Annotated in this window: 16 protein-coding genes; 1 reads left to right on the top strand and 15 read right to left on the bottom strand. The window is 55.1% G+C overall.

Annotated features, from left to right (window positions below; genetic code table 11):
• Positions 1-85: 85 nt before the first annotated feature.
• From mazG to pth, 7 genes are all read right to left on the bottom strand, one after another.
• A complete protein-coding gene (gene mazG / locus MHH28_RS22890; protein WP_405105846.1) occupies positions 86-1,585 on the bottom strand; it encodes a nucleoside triphosphate pyrophosphohydrolase in 1,500 nt (499 codons plus the stop codon).
• A gap of 72 nt (positions 1,586-1,657) precedes the next feature.
• On the bottom strand, positions 1,658-3,310 hold the full coding sequence (locus MHH28_RS22885) for an oligosaccharide flippase family protein (RefSeq protein ID WP_405105844.1): 1,653 nt from the start codon (positions 3,308-3,310) through the stop codon (positions 1,658-1,660).
• Positions 3,311-3,533: 223 nt separating this feature from the next.
• The gene (spoVT, locus tag MHH28_RS22880) at positions 3,534-4,076 is read right to left on the bottom strand and encodes a stage V sporulation protein T (protein ID WP_405105841.1); all 543 of its coding nucleotides are present in this window, start codon (positions 4,074-4,076) and stop codon (positions 3,534-3,536) included.
• A gap of 455 nt (positions 4,077-4,531) precedes the next feature.
• Positions 4,532-5,575: a peptidylprolyl isomerase gene (locus tag MHH28_RS22875; RefSeq protein WP_405105838.1), complete on the bottom strand. Its 1,044-nt coding sequence runs from the start codon at positions 5,573-5,575 to the stop codon at positions 4,532-4,534.
• Entirely contained in the window at positions 5,562-9,086 is a 3,525-nt protein-coding gene (mfd, locus tag MHH28_RS22870) for a transcription-repair coupling factor (RefSeq protein WP_405105836.1), read from the bottom strand. Before mfd ends, MHH28_RS22875 begins: the two co-directional genes overlap by 14 nt.
• Positions 9,087-9,218: 132 nt before the next feature.
• On the bottom strand, positions 9,219-9,449 hold the full coding sequence (locus tag MHH28_RS22865; protein WP_405105834.1) for an anti-sigma-F factor Fin: 231 nt from the start codon (positions 9,447-9,449) through the stop codon (positions 9,219-9,221).
• A 90-nt stretch (positions 9,450-9,539) separates the two neighbouring features.
• Positions 9,540-10,100: an aminoacyl-tRNA hydrolase gene (gene pth, locus MHH28_RS22860; RefSeq protein WP_405105832.1), complete on the bottom strand. Its 561-nt coding sequence runs from the start codon at positions 10,098-10,100 to the stop codon at positions 9,540-9,542.
• Positions 10,101-10,185: 85 nt separating this feature from the next.
• Between pth and MHH28_RS22855 the strand changes: the two genes are divergently transcribed.
• Entirely contained in the window at positions 10,186-10,392 is a 207-nt protein-coding gene (locus tag MHH28_RS22855) for a hypothetical protein (RefSeq protein WP_379254216.1), read from the top strand.
• A 101-nt stretch (positions 10,393-10,493) separates the two neighbouring features.
• Here MHH28_RS22855 and MHH28_RS22850 read toward each other — a convergent pair whose 3' ends face one another.
• The 8 genes from MHH28_RS22850 to yabG all read right to left on the bottom strand — a co-directional run bounded on the left by MHH28_RS22850 (position 10,494) and on the right by yabG (position 17,606).
• The gene (locus MHH28_RS22850) at positions 10,494-11,447 is read right to left on the bottom strand and encodes a ribose-phosphate diphosphokinase (RefSeq protein ID WP_019914487.1); all 954 of its coding nucleotides are present in this window, start codon (positions 11,445-11,447) and stop codon (positions 10,494-10,496) included.
• A 108-nt stretch (positions 11,448-11,555) separates the two neighbouring features.
• Complete coding sequence (gene glmU, locus MHH28_RS22845) at positions 11,556-12,956, bottom strand: bifunctional UDP-N-acetylglucosamine diphosphorylase/glucosamine-1-phosphate N-acetyltransferase GlmU (RefSeq protein ID WP_405105829.1); 1,401 nt, start codon at positions 12,954-12,956, stop codon at positions 11,556-11,558.
• Between the two features lie 244 nt (positions 12,957-13,200).
• The gene (spoVG, locus tag MHH28_RS22840; protein WP_036696395.1) at positions 13,201-13,488 is read right to left on the bottom strand and encodes a septation regulator SpoVG; all 288 of its coding nucleotides are present in this window, start codon (positions 13,486-13,488) and stop codon (positions 13,201-13,203) included.
• 210 nt (positions 13,489-13,698) lie between these two features.
• Positions 13,699-14,526, bottom strand: coding sequence for a pur operon repressor (purR, locus tag MHH28_RS22835; protein WP_405105826.1), 828 nt, complete (start codon positions 14,524-14,526; stop codon positions 13,699-13,701).
• A gap of 111 nt (positions 14,527-14,637) precedes the next feature.
• Entirely contained in the window at positions 14,638-15,492 is an 855-nt protein-coding gene (gene ispE, locus MHH28_RS22830) for a 4-(cytidine 5'-diphospho)-2-C-methyl-D-erythritol kinase (RefSeq protein WP_405105824.1), read from the bottom strand.
• 156 nt (positions 15,493-15,648) lie between these two features.
• The gene (locus MHH28_RS22825; protein WP_173140693.1) at positions 15,649-15,825 is read right to left on the bottom strand and encodes a small, acid-soluble spore protein, alpha/beta type; all 177 of its coding nucleotides are present in this window, start codon (positions 15,823-15,825) and stop codon (positions 15,649-15,651) included.
• A 324-nt stretch (positions 15,826-16,149) separates the two neighbouring features.
• Positions 16,150-16,425 (bottom strand): biofilm formation stimulator Veg, encoded by a 276-nt coding sequence (gene veg, locus MHH28_RS22820; RefSeq protein WP_036696386.1) that lies wholly within the window; start codon positions 16,423-16,425, stop codon positions 16,150-16,152.
• A 272-nt stretch (positions 16,426-16,697) separates the two neighbouring features.
• Complete coding sequence (gene yabG, locus MHH28_RS22815) at positions 16,698-17,606, bottom strand: sporulation peptidase YabG (protein ID WP_405105821.1); 909 nt, start codon at positions 17,604-17,606, stop codon at positions 16,698-16,700.
• Positions 17,607-17,662 lie beyond the last annotated feature (56 nt).

Genomic DNA, 17,662 nt, shown 5'->3' with positions numbered 1-17,662 from the left:
CATTTTAAATCAGAGATTCGCGCCGTAGTCACAGCATTGCCGTGAAACACACGGGTTATACCGCCGAAGACTATAATTCTGGAATCTATTGTTTCCGCTCTTCCGCCTTGGCTTCCTGCCACAGGGCTTCCATCTCTTCCAGAGAGCTGTCCTGAGGCCGTCCCCCCTGATCCCGCAGGCGCTGCTCAATATACTGGAACCGGGCAACGAATTTGCGGTTGGTGCGGGTCAGCGCTTCTTCCGGATCGGCTCCGATGAAGCGCGCCACATTGGTAGCTGCGAACAGCAGGTCGCCCAGCTCCAGCATCTGCTCCTCGGCCGACTGTCCCGTCTCAATCGCCTCCTGAAGCTCGTCAATCTCCTCGCGGATCTTGGCCAGGACATCGCCGGTATTGTCCCAGTCGAATCCAACTTTGGATGCTTTCTTCTGCAGCTTGTACGCCTTCATCAGTGCCGGCAGATCCCTCGGAACCCCGCTGAGGGCGGACAGGTCTTCGGGCTTCACGCCTTTGCGCCGCTTCTCCTCGGCCTTCATCCCTTCCCAGTTCTGCAGCGCTTCCTCGGCATTGCCTGCCGCCTGATCACCGAATACATGCGGGTGGCGGAACAGCAGCTTCTCATTCAGCCCCTCAATGACATCGTAGACACTGAAGGTCCCCAGCTCCTCCTCCATCTGGGAGTGCAGCATAATCTGGAGCAGCAGGTCGCCCAGCTCTTCCTTCATATGGTCCGGATCATCCTCGTCAATCGTCTCCAGCACCTCATAGGTCTCCTCGATCAGGTTCTTGCGCAAGGATTCATGCGTCTGCTCACGGTCCCAGGGGCAGCCCTCCGGACTCCGCAGAATATCGACAATCTCATGCAGCCGGGCAAAGGTGCGGTTACGCGCTTCGTCCGCACGATTGGCCGGAACATATACCAGCGACAGATTTCCATAGCTCTCCAGCCGGTCCAGCTCGTACAGCGGCACACGGTCAATCCGCTCCTCGCCCTCTACGCCAAGCGCATGTCCGGCAATCACCTCATACTCGGGCGGATACAGCTCCATCAGGCAGAGCTTGGTCTCGGAGGCGGTGAAGGTGTCATAGACCTGTCCGATCAGGGTGTGCAGCTCCGGGTGAAGCTGGGAGCTGCGGATACCGGAGGCATCCAGCAGCTGGAAGCCTTCAATCGGATCGAAGCCCAGACGGACGAACGCTTCATCGAGGAAGCTCTCGCCGCCAAGGATATTCAGCTCAATGCCCGCCTGCGGGCAGCGCCCGCGCAGCAGGGAGACGGCGGATTCGGCCACCATGGGATGCCCCGGCACGGCATAGACGATTTCCGTGCCCTGCGGAGCAGCCGCAGCCTTCTCCATTAATGTTGCCGTAATGGCTTCATAGACCTCAGGGAAGGATGACAGCGACTCATACAGCCCGTCGAAGGACTGCCAGGCTATCTCCAGCTCCGCCAGGGCAGCCATGACAGGATGCTCTGCAGTCCGCACATATACGGCGGAGGCCGCCTTCAGCTTCTTGATGATGCCCAGTGTCAGCCGGTCCGGATTCCCGGAGCCCAGGCCGACGATCGTTAATGTTGCACTCATGCCAGTCTACTCCTTCCAGGCAGCCGCCTGCTGCTATTCGCGAAGGCGGCTGCGCTATGTATGGTCAGCGCCTTAAGGGAACAGGCGCAGCTTCTTCAGCTTGTCCGCTAAGCGAGGGCCGAAGCCCGGAAGCTGGCGCAGCTCGCTCTCGCTGAGCAGCCGCAGCGCCACTGCGCCGAGTGCGAAGACGGCGCAGCCTGCGAGCACGCCGAGCAGGCTCTGCGCCAGGGCCGCGGCCCGCCCGCCGCCGAAGCCGGCGGCGTCTGCCGCCCTGGCTGCGCCGTGGCTCACGGCTGCGGCCACCAGCCCCAGGCCCGCGAGCAGCGCCGCGGGCTTCAGCAGGACATCTGCGGCGCGCAGCCGCAGGTGGCCCTGCCGGTAGAGCAGCAGCACGTTCAGCGCTGCTGCGAAGAGATGTGCGGCCACGCCGGCGATGGCCGCACCGGTAATGCCCTGCTGCGGGACGAGCAGCAGGTTGAGGGCCGCCTTAAGCAGAGCGGCGGCCAGCAGGGTCAGCGCCGGCGCCCGCACGGCGCCCAGGCCTTGCAGCAGCGCGGCGGAGATGATGCTGACCGTACCGCCGGCGGCGGTGAAGGCCAGCCAGGTCATCGCGCCGCTGCCGGCGGCGTCCCCGTACAGAGCCGTATTCACCGGCTCTGCAAGCACGGCCAGGCCTACGGAGGCGGCCAGCCCGAGCAGCCAGAACCAGCGCAGCGACAGCGTGATGCGCGTGCGGATCAAGGCCTCATCCCGCTGGTACTTCGCCTCGGCCAGCGCCGGGATGAAGACGACCGAGAGCGAGGTCGCCAGCATCGTTACAATCTGCACGAGCGGCAGCCCGCGGTTATAGATGCCGAACTGGGCCATCGCCTCCGTCCCGCTGCTGCCGCTCCCCGCCAGCAGACGGGGTACCGTGAAGACATCGACCAGGCCGATTAACGGCACCGCCAGCGCGCCCAGCATAACCGGGAGGCCATAGGCCAGCAGCTCGCGGGCCGGAACGTCCTGCTTGGCACTTCGTGCAGGGGGTGCTGCCGTGTACTTAAGCGGGGCTTGGGGCAGCCTGTCCTGCAAGCCCCGGCGGTGGCTGCGCCAATACAGCAGCATTACGCCAAGGCCCGCGATCCCGCCTCCGGCGGGTCCCAGCATTGCTCCGGCGGCGATTCCTGCCGCATCTGCGCCTGCGGCGCTCAGATACAACAGAAGCGCGATCATGACCGCGACGCGCACCGACTGCTCGGCCACCTGTGACACTGCGGTCGGCATCATATTGTGCAGTCCCTGGAAGTAGCCGCGCAGCGCCGCCATCAGCGGCACCACCGCCAGTCCCCAGGCGCTGCTGCGCAGCGCGGGGACAATATGGGCGCTCCCGACCCATACCGCAATAAGCGGAGCCCTGGCGTAGACCAGAATGCCGAGGATAAGTCCGCTGGCTGCTGTAATTCCCGCTGAGCGGAGCAGCACCCGCCGCCCCTTCTGCAGGTCCTGTGCTGCGGAAGCCTCGGCCACGAACCGCGAGATGGCCGCAGGCAATCCAAGCATCGCCACCGTGACCAGGATGGTATACAGCGGATAGACCGTATTATAGATGCCGAATGCGGCGTCACCGCCCAGATTCTGCAGCGGTATCTTCTGGAGCGTACCGATCAGTTTCGAGAAAATAGCTGCCGCGCTAAGAATAAAAGCGCCCTGCAGCAGCTTCGAGCCTTGAGAATTGGATGTCATTGTTTACCTGCTTCTACAGCCATAACTGCCATAATATAGAGCTTGAACTTAAGCGAATGAATTTCTATATTATAACTTATCTAAGGGTAGAAGTGTAAATGCCTGCTTCCGTTCACCGTTCCTTCCTGAGCGGGCCGCTCCACAGCAAAAACCCGCCATTCCCTACGGTTATCATAACCAAAGGAAAAGCGGGGCTCTCAATCGCCAGCCAATCACCAGCGGACTACTGTTCCATTTGCTTGCCCAGGAAGGCTGCGGCTGTCTCCGCCATTTTCACTTCCATCTGGGCCATCTTCACCGAATCATCCTTATTCAGCAGCACTACGCAGCCGATGGGATCTCCTCCGGAGATAATAGGTGCTGCCACATAAGTGGATAACAGCTCCGTATGGTCCTTGCTGATGTCATAGCTGCCTCCATTGTTCTCAAGCACCGTTTTACGGCTCTCCATAACCTTCTCCAGCAGCACACCGACCTGCTTCTCCAGATAATCCTTCTTGGAGCCGCCGGCGAGCGCGATGAACGTGTCCCGGTCCGTAATCATGGTAATATGCCCTGTTCCTTCATACAATGACTCTGCATACTCCTTGGCGAAGTCGCCCAATTCACCAATCGGCGAATATTTCTTAAGAATGACCTCACCATCGCGGTCAACAAAAATTTCCAGAGGGTCGCCCTCACGAATCCTTAAGGTGCGTCTGATCTCTTTGGGGATAACAACTCGTCCGAGGTCATCAATACGTCTTACAATTCCAGTAGCTTTCATTTCACATGTTGCCCCGCTTTCTTAAGAAGTATGGTCCAACTACTGTCCATTAAGGGAATGGTTAATCCCAGTGATTTATCGTAATAGCTGACCATAGTATTCATCTCTTCCCAGTTCCTTATACATCCTCCAGCCCGCATAAAATAGTTCATACAGAATTAGAACGCCCCGGCCTGGCGTATTTCCAGTTATGGACACAATCCAGTATTTCTATACCGCCGCCGTATTCTCCGCATAGTGCTCTATATTGGCAGAAAAAAACCGCCCGGATGCTTGGCGCATCAGGCGGCTTGTCCAACTATATAAATTGACTAATGGTTTTTATGTTTTGGGATTGCCGTGACTCCAGAGAAGTTTTGGACTTCCGGCCGCTGTTGCTACCGCTCCTCCAGTTCCAAAATTCCCTTCCGCCACTTTTCCCTTAAGCTAAGTTTTTTAGTTCAATTTATATAGATTTATTTAGCGGCTTCCGTAGAGGCCGGTGCATCTGTAGCGGCTGGCGTGTCACTACCCGCAGCCGGTGCCGGTGTAGCTGCCGGTGTATCTGCGGCAGGAGAGCTCTTCGGCAGATTGATCTTGATCTCCAGACTATCCAGGTTCTTCTCCAGGAAGGTCTCCAGGCTGGCAGAAGCCGCAGCGTTCTTAACGGCCTTCAGCTGGTCGGCAGTCAGCGTATCGAAGGTAGTGTCCTTGCGGGCTTCCACCTTGATAATATGATATCCGAAGGTGGTCTTGACCGGCTCACTGATCGTATTCAGCGGAAGACTGTGGGCCGCAGCCTTGAACTCTGCTACATATTCCCCCAGAGCCTTGTCCTTATATTCACCGCCGGTTTCCTTCGTGCCGGTATCATCCGAGTATTCCTTGGCAACGGCTGCAAAGTCCGCACCGCCATCCAGCTTCGCCTTCACTTCCTGGGCGCGCTTCAGCGCATCGGCATCGGTCCGCTCCTTGCCCGCGCTATCCGTCAGGCCAACCAGGACATGGCGCAGTGTAGCCACACTATAATCAGCCTTGTTGGTTTCATAATGGGTCTTGACCTGCTCGTCCGTTAATTTCAGCAGCATGTCCTGATATACGGTAAGTACGCGCTGCATATAGGAACGCAGGTCCGACTCGCTCAGATCCTGTTCCTTCAGCGTGCTTTTGTATTTGTCGCCCAGCGCAGTCTTGATAGAGCCGATCTGTGTATCGGCTTCCTTCTCCGCAGCTTTCTTTGCTTCATCCGTGGCCTTGTCCGCCAGGTATTCGAACGCGACCTCCTGCTTCAGGATGGACTCCTTGAACATATCGATCTCCAGATACTGCGCCTGCTCAGGGGACAGGAATTTCATTACGCGGGTATCCAGATTGAATTCCTTCTCGGTAATGGTGCCGCCCTTATACGTTGCCACCGCCTTATCATCACTTTTATTGCTGCAGGCAGCAAGCATGGAGAAGGACAGGGCTGCGGTCAGTGAGACCGCCAGTACCTTCCACGATTTTTTATTTAACGACATTGTGTAATTCTCCCTTCGATTTTAAAGACTGCTTGGCGGCCGCCAGGAATTGCTCCAGCACATCCAGCAGCTCCTTGTCACCTAAATCCTTCGCTTTGATACGGATCGTAGCCTTGGCATCCTTATCAAATTGTACACGCCTTTCAAAGCTATTACCAACTTTGGCGAGCTTTGCCGTATCAAAACCCCCGAGGCTGCCCTCGTGGAAATTAAGCAGAGCCTCATCCCCGCGACGGACCATGGATTCCATGCCGTACAGCTTGCCGTACACCTTCAGCCGGGCCACAGAGAGCAGATTAATCACGGCCTCCGGCAATTCGCCGAACCGGTCCAGCAGCTCATCCTCAAGCTCCGAGGCATCCTCGAAGGAGGCCACCGCAGCCACTTTTTTATAGATTTCTATTTTTTGGATACTGTCGTAAATATACTCGGACGGAAGATACGCGTCAATCGACAAATCAATGACCGTATTGCCTTGCTTCAGCGAAGTATCCTCCTCGCCAAGCACGCTCACCTTGCGTTTGCGGATTTCCTCCGCCAGCATCTGCGAATACAGGTCGAAGCCGACCGAGGCAATGAAGCCATGCTGCTCCGCCCCCAGCAGATTGCCCGCTCCCCTGATGGAGAGATCTCGCATGGCAATTTTGAAGCCTGACCCGAGCTCCGTGAACTCCTTGATGGACTGCAGCCGCTTCTCCGCCACCTCTGTCAGCACTTTATCGCGCTGGTAGGTGAAATAGGCGTACGCAATCCGGTTGGAACGTCCGACGCGCCCGCGCAGCTGATACAGCTGGGACAGGCCCATTTTGTCAGCATCATGAACAATAAGTGTATTTACATTAGGAATATCGACGCCGGTCTCGATAATAGAGGTGCTGACCAACACATCATACTCTCCGTCCAGGAAGTCGAGAATTGTCTTCTCCAGCTCCGATTCCGACATCTGTCCATGCCCGATACCCACTCTAGCCTCCGGCACCAGCATGGAGATCTGCGCCGCCATTTCCTGAATGCCCTGTACACGGTTGTACAGATAGTAGACCTGCCCGCCGCGGGCCAGCTCGCGCTCTACCGCTTCCCGGGTAAGCGTCTGGCTGTGCTCCACAACATAGGTCTGCACGGGGAAGCGGTTCTCCGGCGGTGTCTCAATAACCGACAAGTCGCGCACACCGAGCATCGACATATGCAGTGTGCGGGGAATCGGCGTTGCCGTCAGAGTCAATACATCGACATTGGTCTTCAGCCTCTTCAGCTTCTCCTTGTGAGTCACGCCGAAACGCTGCTCTTCATCGACAATCAGGAGGCCCAGGTCCTTGAAGACCAGATCCTGTGACAGCAGCCGGTGTGTACCGATAACCACATCCACCGTGCCCTGGCGTACTCCCTTGATCGTCTCATTCTGCTCCTTGCGGCTGCGGAACCGGCTCAGCACCTGAATATTCAGCGGATAATGGGCGAAGCGTTCGCGGAAGGTCTCATAGTGCTGCTGCGCCAGAATCGTCGTCGGCACCAGCACCGCCACCTGCTTGCCCTCTATCGCCGATTTAAACGCGGCCCGGATCGCCACCTCTGTCTTGCCATAGCCTACATCGCCGCAGAGCAGCCGGTCCATCGGACGGTTCTGCTCCATATCCTTCTTGATCTCTTCGATCGCCCGCAGCTGGTCACGGGTCTCCTCATAAGGGAACATCTCTTCGAATTCGCGCTGCTCCTGCGTATCCTTCTCGAAGCCATAGCCGAGTGCGCTCTGGCGTTCCGCGTACAGCTTGATCAGATCATCGGCGATATCCTGGACCGAGCTCCGCACCTTGCTGGTCACCCGGGTCCATTCATTGCCGCCCAGCTTATATACCTTCGGCTCCTTGTCTTCCGAGCCGACATATTTCTGAATCAGGTCAATTTGTTCAATCGGAACAGAGAGCTTGTCGCCTCCGGCATAGAGGATGTGCATATAATCGCGGTGAATGCCGCTGACCTCAAGCGTCCCAATGCCCATGTATTTACCGATTCCGTGATTCTGGTGAACCACGTAATCCCCGATCTTCAGCTCCGTATAGCTCTTAATCCGTTCGGCATTATCAATGCCCTTGGAGACCTTCCGCGCCTTGCGCTGCTTCTGCGAGAACATCTCACCTTCTGTGATAACCGCCAGATGAATCGAAGGAAGCTCGAAGCCGGAGCCCAGGTTGCCCTGCAGGATCGTCGGCTCTTCAATGCCGTAGTCATCCAGTACCCGGCGGATGCGCTCCATCCGCTCCTCGCCGTTCGCCAGCATAATGACCTTCACGCCGGACTTGTGCCAGCGCTCCATCTCGGACTTCAGCACGTTCATCTGGCCATGGAAATCCTGCATTCCGCGGCTGATGAAGCCCAGAATGTTCTGCGGCTGAATATGCGGAACCTGGCGCAGAAAAATCGACATGAACAAGCTCTGAAACGGACGCTGGTACATAATAGTATCGCTGTCGACAGAGAGATGCAGCTCAGGCAGTGTCTTGCCGTTCTGCAGCAAGTGCAGATTCCACTCCGACTCATCCCGCTCCAGCTGCTTGGCGGTCTCCAGAAGTCTGGCCGGCTCATCCAGAACAAGCAAGGTATCCTTAGCCATGTAGTCATACAGATGAGAGCGTTCAGGGTACAGCAGACTAATATATTTATAGACTTCCGGGAAATAGGTGCCCTGCCGCAGCATCTCCAGCTCCCGGCCCATCTCCTCACGCAGGCGCAGCTTGGCCTGACGGTCACTCATCTTCTCAAGCTGCCGCTCCAGCATCGCAGACGCAGCGGAAGAAGCCGCATCCTGACGGAGCTGATCGGCAATAATCTCTTTCGCCGGTGTGATCTTCACACTGCGGACCTTATCAATGGAGCGCTGATCCATAGGATCGAAGGTACGGATGGAGTCAACCTCATCATCAAACAGCTCCACCCGGTAAGCCAGTGGAGAGGTCATGGGATAGAAGTCGATAATGCCGCCGCGCACACTTAGCTCGCCACGGTTCTCAACACGCTCCACCCGCTCATAGCCCATCTCAATCATGGACATGAGGAAGTCATCCAGCGATAGGGTTCCGTCCTGCGATACCGTAAGCTGGGCTTCAGCCATGACATGTGGAGCGGGGAGCAGCCTCCGTACGCCGGAGTAAGGAACCACTACGATTCCGCGGAAGCCCCTGGCACAGCGCGTCAATACATCGATCCGCTGGGCCAGCGTCTCCGGACTTGAGACAGCGGCTTCAGCCGCCACCAGCTCATTGGCCGGATAGAGCAGCACCCGTTCCGGGGAAAGCGCTTCCTGTAAATCCTCAGCCATCTTCTGGGCCGAGAACATATTATGGGTCACTACCAGCAGCGGACGCTCCGTCTCTTCATGCAGTGCAGCAAGCATGATTTGTCTGGCCGAGCCGGACAGACCGGAGATGAGCTGTTCCTTCATCCCTGCAGCGATACCACGGGTGACAGACTGGAAATCAGTATCCTTGGAAAAAGCTTCTATAAGACCTTGTAACAACAGGTGCACCTCTCTTACTAAACAGGCTGACAGCGGCAACGCCGCTGTCACCTGTTATAATTGGAATCGAAAACAAGCCTTAGCGGATAAGGCCAAGGCTTGCGGATGACGATAGAGACAGGCGCTTCCACCTTACTGAAGCGGACTGGCCAGCAGGCTGAGCTCGGGGTTGTTGTCCAGCGCCTGCTTGCAGTAATCGCAGGTCACCTTCACCGTAATCTCGCCGTCTGAATCATACGCTATTATATCTCTGCGCTCCGCAGGGGTCAAGGATTGCAGCCCAAGCTGCATCTCTGTGATATCGCTTCTGCCGATGCTCCCTAAGAACGTCCGGCAGTGCCTGCATACATAGTGTATTGCCATCTATATGCCTCCTGAAGGTAGTATATACCTCCAGTATGCCCCGCCGGGGATCGCTTTAGCCGCAGGCTCCTGAACCCTATACCTTGTATTTCATCCGTTGAATTTGGCCATGGTCTGTTCAAAGGTGTGCTGCAGGCTGAATTCCACAGCATCGCAAGTATCACTTATCATGCTCGCAAGCTGAGCTCCATCCTTCTTGGCGAAGGTAGACAGTACATAGTCCACTATAGCAAAGCCCGGCTCCGGACGGGATATGCCCATCCGCACCCGGTTGAAGCTCTGGGTGCCCGTATGCTGTATGATTGACTTAATGCCATTGTGTCCGCCGGCACTTCCCTGATAGCGCAGCCTGATCTTGCCAAGCTCCGTGTCCAGATCATCATAGACCACAATCATATCTTCCAGCCGGACCTTATAATAATCCATATAAGCCCGTACCGCTTCCCCCGACAGGTTCATGAAGGTCATCGGTTTGATCAGCACCGTCTTGACACCGCCGATCATCCCTTCGCCGATCACCGATTTGCATTTGTTCTGGTTAAAGGCAATTCCGTGTCTGGACGCAAGCTCATCAAGGGCCATGAAGCCGACATTATGTTTGGTCTTCGCGTATTGCGGTCCGGGATTCCCAAGTCCAACAATCCATTTCATAAGTAAGGTTTTTCCTTTCCACCCGGTACTCTCAGCAGAAGAGTTCCGTTTTTGGTACAATAAGTTTATACTCCGGAGACAGGTGATGAACATGCCACATCAGGGCGATATCTTAACACTGCAGCGCCATTTCCAGTACCATATTCAATATGCTGTGCCTGTTGAAGTCTATAGGGGGAACGCGCACGTAGACATTGGTGTGATTACAGCCGTGGACGAAGGCTTCGTAGAACTGCAGGGTACGCTGTACAACCGCAGCCTCTTCACCTTCATCTCCCGTCCGGGATACTGAAGCTTAATTAGCATAAGTCCCGGCCTCTGTATCACGCCGATAAGGGTTACATCTTCCGCAGCGCGGAGGTGTAACCCTTTTTCTGCTGATCTGCCTGCAGCCTATTCGATTTCGAACAGCTTGCTGATCGACAGCTCTTCATGCACGCGAATGATAGCTTCGCCCATCAGCGGGGCTACGGACAGCACTTTGAGCTTGGAAGTCGGATTGCTGCTGCGGATGGGAATGGTATCCGTCACGATAATTTCTTTGATTGGAGAGTTCTCCAGACGTTCATGCGCCGGGCCGGACAATACAGGGTGGGTACAGCAGGCGTAGACTTCCTTCACGCCGCCTTCCATCAGAGCATTGGCTCCCAGCACGATCGTTCCAGCCGTATCGATAATATCATCGATCAGAATCGCTGTTTTGCCTTCAATGTTACCGATAATGTTCATCACTTCACTGACGTTCGGTTCAGGACGGCGCTTGTCGATAATCGCCAACGGAGCGTTGAGGAAGTCGGCCAGCTTTCTGGCCCGTACCACACCGCCATGGTCAGGAGATACGACCACCGGGTTCTGAATCTGCTTGGAACGGAAGTATTGGGCCAGAATCGGAACACCCAGCAGATGATCCACAGGAATGTCGAAGAAGCCTTGAATCTGCATCGCATGAAGGTCCATAGTAATGACGCGGTGTGCACCCGCCTTCTCAATCAGGTTCGCTACCAGCTTGGCCGTAATCGGATCACGGGAACGGGCCTTACGGTCTTGACGGGCATATCCGTAGTAAGGAATTACGACATTGATGCTCTTCGCAGAGGCACGCTTAAGGGCATCTACCATGACCAGAAGCTCCATCAGATTGTCGTTCACCGGTCCGCAGGTGGACTGTACGATATAGACATGACAGCCCCGGACACTCTCCGACAGCTTAACCTGGATCTCTCCGTCACTGAAGCTGGTTGTATGGGACTCGCCCATCGGAATACCGATATAATCGGCAATCTGGCTGGCCAGCTTGGGATTGGAGTTGCAGGTGAAAATCTTGAGTTTGGAATCACAATAAGTCATAAAATATAAACCCTCCGTGACGGAATTTAACTTGCCAAAGTGCCGGCGCGGATGTGCAAGAAGTCCGTCCGGCGCTTTAGGCCTACAGCTGCTTTTTCGCTTACAGCTTTACGATGGACTATGCTGGTCTTTCTTCGCTTTGGCCCGGGAGCGGATCTTCTCTGCATACCCCGGCTTATTCTCCTGCCTTGGTCTGGCAATCGCCAGATCGTTCTCTGAAACCGGACGCGTGATGGTGGAGCCGGCGACAATGAATGCGCCCTTGCCTACCGTAACCGGAGCGACAAGATTCACGTTGCTGCCGATAAAGGCATCATCACCAATCTCTGTTCTGAACTTATTATAGCCGTCATAATTAACGGTGATCGCGCCGCAGCCGATATTGACATGCTTGCCGACCTCAGCATCACCGACATAGCTTAAATGAGATACCTTGGAGCCGTCGCCGATTGTCGCATTCTTGATCTCTACGAAGTCGCCGATCTTGACATCCTCACCCAGAACGGTGCCCGGACGTAAATACGCAAAAGGCCCAACGGAAGCCCGTGTGCCGACCTGAGCCTGATTCAGCACGGAATGCTTCACAGCCGCTCCGTCCATAATCACGCAGTCTTCAATTTCACTTGCCGGACCGATCACACAATCTTCACCGATCACTGTCTTACCCTTGAGGACCGTGCCCGGATACAGCACCGTATCTGCTCCAATCTCAACATCTGCCCCGATATAGGTGGAAGCCGGGTCGATGATAGTGACTCCGCCGAGCATATGCCCCCGGTTGATGCGCTGACGCATATAGCCTTCGGCTTCAGATAACGCCAGGCGGTCATTCACACCGATGGACTCTGCAGCATCATGGGCCTGATAACCCAGAACAATATCGCCCTGGCCCCGGAGGATGCCGATGACATCCGTCAGATAATATTCCTGCTGGTTATTGGTGTTCGTAACCTTCTCCAGCGCGGCAAAGAGCTTGGCGTTATCAAAACAATACGTTCCTGTATTGATCTCGTGAACCGCCGCTTCACTCTCCGTGCAGTCCTTCTGTTCCACAATCTTCAGCACTCCGCCGTCTTCGCCGCGGATAATCCGGCCGTATCCGGCTGGCTGTTCCATCACCGCAGTAAGGACAGTTGCAGCAGCATTCTGCGCTTCATGCAGCGCCATCATGCCTTCGAGCGTCTCGCTCATGACAAGCGGCGTATCTCCGCAGATGACAATCGTGGTTCCTTCTTCACTGCCAAGAAGATCCTTGGCCTGCTTGACGGCATGGCCGGTTCCAAGCTGGACATCCTGCAGTACATATTCGGCATCCTCGCCTAAGTATGCCTTAACCTTCTCGGCGCCGTGCCCTACGACAATTACGTTACGCTGGCATCCGGTCGCCTTCACTGTATCAAGCACGTGCCCTACCATCGGTTTACCGCAGACAGGGTGCAGCACCTTGTATAATTTAGATTTCATGCGCTTGCCTTGACCTGCAGCAAGTACAACAGCCATTCTTTTCAAGAATGCCAACCTCCTACTTCTTGAACTCACTACTGAATATATCTCATTCCGGGCAAAAAGAAAAGAGAACCATGCCTGCATGGTTCCCTTTTCTTCGAACCCCAATAAAATCCCCCCACAAAGTGGGGCTTTGGCTTCGAGGCTGACCCAGGTACTCTGCGGGGACCCCGAAACATACAAAACGGTATGGGCTAATGCTGCCCTGGGGAGGCAGCACATCCTAGGAAGTCAGTGCTTCAACAGCTCAGGCTCCCTCTTCAATAACTTCTTCTTCCTCCGTAGCGGCACGTTCGTACTCGGCCAGAACCGCAGATTGAATCTTTTCGCGCGTTCCCGAAGAAATCGGGTGTGCGATATCGCGGAATTCTCCGTCAGGTGTACGCTTGCTGGGCATTGCAACAAACATCCCGTTATTCCCGTCGATGACGCGAATGTCATGAACAACAAACTCGTTATCGATTGTAATGGATGCGATTGCTTTCATTCTCCCCTCAGAGTTGACGCGGCGGAGTCTGACATCCGTAATTTGCATGTGTGTGTTCACCACCTTTTTCCATCAGAGACTTGGTGTATAATTCCACACAGCAATGCGAATTCCTTCTTTTTCATTCCAAATAATGCCTGATTAAGAAGATTATTTTTGCCCAACCTTCGATTTCGACAGATTTCGTGCAGTTATCTTAAGAATCCTCACCGATTCGACATTATGCACCAATTTTCAGAATCAGGGCTTGCCGCTCTTTCAGGAGGAGAAATAGTTGCCCGGGAAGGCCGAAATGCGCCGTACCTTGGAGTCCACCTCGGTCAGCTTCACCAGCGACACGTAGTCATGCAGCAGCCGTTCTTCATTCTCCACGGCGCCGGACTCTACGAGCACACCTACACCCGCCACCTCTGCATTGAACTCACCCAGCAGATCGACCATTCCGCGTACGGTGCCGCCCGCCTTCATGAAGTCATCGACAATCAGCACCCTTGATTTCTCGCGCAGCGCCCGTCTGGACAGGGACATCGTATGAATACTCTTATGGGAACCCGATACATAGTTAATGCTTACAGCCGAGCCCTCTGTTACCTGATGGTCACGGCGGACCAGCACAACCGGCAGTCCCAGCTGTGCAGCCGTTGCATAAGCGAGCGGAATCCCTTTGGTCTCCACCGTCATAACCACATCAATCTCCACGCCGTAGAAGGCGGTGGCAATGATCTTGCCCGCCTGCTCCATCAGGGACGGAAGGCCGAGCAGATCGGACATATACAGATAACCGCCCGGCAGAATCCGGTCACTCTGCTCAAGCTGCCCGCACAGACGGTTCACGAAGGCAAGCGCCATGTCCATAGGCATCCGGGGAATATAACGTACTCCGCCCGCTGCCCCGGCCAGTGTCTGCAGCTCGCCCATCCCTTCGCCTTCAAATACCTCTTTTATAATAGCCAGGTCCTCGCTGACCGATGACTTCGCCGCACCATACCGCTCTGCAAATGTGGACAGCGGCAGGAGATCATGCGGCTTCTCCAGTAAAAATTGGGTCATGTCAACTAACCGCTGGCTTCGTTTAAGTTTTTTCACGGAATGCTCCTCGCCAAAACCGAATATTACTATGAATAATATCATTATTGTACGGATTTGCACAAGCGGAAACCGCTTTGCCACCCTTTTCAGAGGACGGTTCCGTTCCGCCTAGCTCAGTGAACGCACGGCATAGACTTCCTTGCAGAATCCGCGCAGTCCGTTATAGATTCTTGCCACCTTGGACTGCTTGGAGACCAGGCCGAATACGGTCGGGCCGCTTCCCGACATCAGTACGCCGTCCGCACCCAGCTTCAGCATCGCTTCCTTGAGCTGCTGCACCTCAGGGTGCAGCTTCAAGGTCACATCCTCCAGCACGTTGCCGAGGCCTGCACAGACGGCTGAGAAGTCACCGGCTTCCAGGGCCTGCTGCATCCGGAGCGCAGACGGATGGACCGTTATGTTGGCGGCGCGCACGCGTCCGTATACTTCAGCCGTCGATACATTGATCGGCGGCTTCGCCAGAATGACCCAGCATTGCGGCGGATTCGCGATTCTCGTCAGCCGTTCTCCCCTGCCCGTAGCCAGGGCGGTGCCTCCTGTGACACAGAACGGGACGTCCGAGCCCAGCTCGGCGCCCAGCTCCTGCAGCTCCTGCACCGGGATGCCGAGGCGCCAGAGCCGGTTCAGGCCGCGCAGCGTGGCTGCGGCGTCGCTGCTGCCTCCGGCGAGGCCGGCAGCAACCGGAATTCTTTTGTCCAGATGAATATGTACGCCGCTTCTGACGTTATACCGGTCCTTGATCAGCCTTGCAGCCTGGAAGGCCAGATTCTTCTCATCCAGCGGAATATATCCGGCCTGGCTTGAGATAATAATCGAATCCCGCTTCAGCTCCGACAGCTCCAGCCGGTCCGCCAGATCGACCATCGTCATTATCATTTCCACTTCATGAAATCCGTCAGCCCGCTTATGCAGCACATCCAGCATCAGATTAATTTTTGCCGGTGCCTTCTCATACATTTTCAAGGCGTTCACCCACCCTCAGCTTTTCCCGTACAAAACAACTTAACATATTATATGAGAAACTGGCAGTGAAGTCCATTAAATAAACATCCGGTTCTATCAAGCAGAAAAGGTACCGCCATTAGGCGATACCCGGTGCGGCATCCATGCCGCCATCAGCTACGATTTCCGCGCAGCCTGCTCTGCCAGCTGAATGGCCCGCTTGACCATATTCCCCGCATCGACCGCGCGGATTCCGCCCCAGCCCTCCTGCTCGACCGTTTCGTAGAACCCGAGCTCCTTGGCCAGCTCCGTCTTCAATTCCTCCGACATCATGCTCCGTCTTCTGCGGCTCATTACAAATTCCTCCCTTGTATACTGCCCTATGATGAACGTACTGCCTATGTAGTATGCAGCCAAGGGGCAAGTGTCATCCAGCATAATTCAGGAAGCTTTCCGCCATGCAAGTGGAAACGGCATTGCCGTCCTTTGTAAGGACGGTACCGTTTCAGCGAGAAAGATAAGGATAATGATAGCGCGAAGCATATAAATTCTTATCTTTCAAAATAACCCCCCAAAGTGGGGCTTTAGCGTAGGTGATGACTCAGGTACTTTGCGGGGACCCCAAAACATAAAAATTCTATCAAAAAACAGCCCCCCTACAGGGAGACTGTCATGACGCTAAGCTTTGATATACATAATCCGCATCTGCCCATCGTCTTCGGTAACTGTGATTTCCACAGATTCAGTAAGTATATCGGCGTAGCTATAGGAGACCCGCTTGAATGTCTGCTGCTCCTGATCGAGTTTGACAATAAATACAGAAGGGTACGTTTCTTCCAGGACACCGGTGCGTTCAACGGTCTTGCGACGGCCACCGTTAGCCCGCAACGTGATCTTATGACCGACGTGAGCTTCAAGACTGCGTTTAATTTCCAACAGCGCGTTATTAGCCATTGCCTGACGACCACCTCTTTCCTTGTCCATTATACAACCTCTTTAACCCTTTGTCAAATTAAATAAATAATTATAGATGATGAGAAAAAAGATGTCAACGGAATTTTTTTTGACGATGGAAGTCCTGTCATAAGCACCTTGTTAGCGGTAATGATTGCGGCTGCTTCATAGCCTGTCCTTCTGCCGAAGGCTGCCGCCCTGCTCCAACAAAAACAGGATAAGCACGAATGCCTACCCTGTTCCTGCCACCTGTTCAGTTATCCCTTATCCGGTTACAGCACCGAAGGGGCAACCTTCAGCGTAGCCAGATTCTGCAGTTGGGGCATTCCGATACGGAAGCTGCCGCGTGTCTCAATTCCGCCCATCCCCTGATTACCGCTGATCGTATGGTTAAGGGTATCGCTTAAGTTCACCGTGTCCCGGATGGAAGTGAATGAGGCCTTGGCAGCAATATACACCGGGTCCAGAGCATGAATGAGGATGCGGCCCGGCGAGCTGGCGAAGTTGGCACCATTGCCTAAGAGCGCCTCGAAGTGCGACTGGCAGGCTCCGGCTACGATTGTCAGGGCATCGAAATTCCGCTCATATTCACGGGCTACCCGAATGGCTGCCACGAAATTCTGTGAATTCTTATAGCTGCTCAGACTGTACAGATCATAATTCTGTTGTTGCTTAAGTACTCCATCATGGCCGGTAATCACTACGATATCGGGACGTACACTAGGCAGCAGACGGTACAGCGTCTCCGCCATTTTGGATTCATGGACATGATGTCCCTCCGCCGGGATGCGCAGCTGCTCGTAGAGACTCAGGCTCTTCTTCAGATAGAGCGCATCTCCATCCAGATGCAGGACCTTGCCCGGCACTTCAAAATAAGCCGCTTCCTTCGGAGATTGGCCCCAGGTTCCTGTGGACCCCGATACACTTTCTCCGCTCCGCTGGCTCTGGACCTGCCGGTCTTTGCGCAGCCAGGTCAGAGATTCTGTTGCCTTGATCTGCGCACGCTGTCCCCGCTCGGTAACCCGTGTAGGCGGCACCTGCACCAGATCCTCCAGCGGGGAATCCGCCAACAGACGGAACTCCGTCCCCTTGATGACCGCTCTATTCTGCAGTATATTGTCTATCCGGAAGGTCACATCGCCGCCATAGGATTTACGAATGACCAAGTCTCCTAGATTCATTACAACCACCACCTCTACCCCATGTTATGGGCAAAGGCCCCGGTTGGTTCATCCAG

The organism is Paenibacillus sp. FSL K6-1217, assembly GCF_045040735.1.
Taxonomy (GTDB): Bacteria; Bacillota; Bacilli; order Paenibacillales; family Paenibacillaceae; genus Paenibacillus_AQ.
The sequence above is the reverse complement of the archived record's forward strand: the minus strand, read 5'-3'. Positions and strand labels throughout refer to the sequence as shown.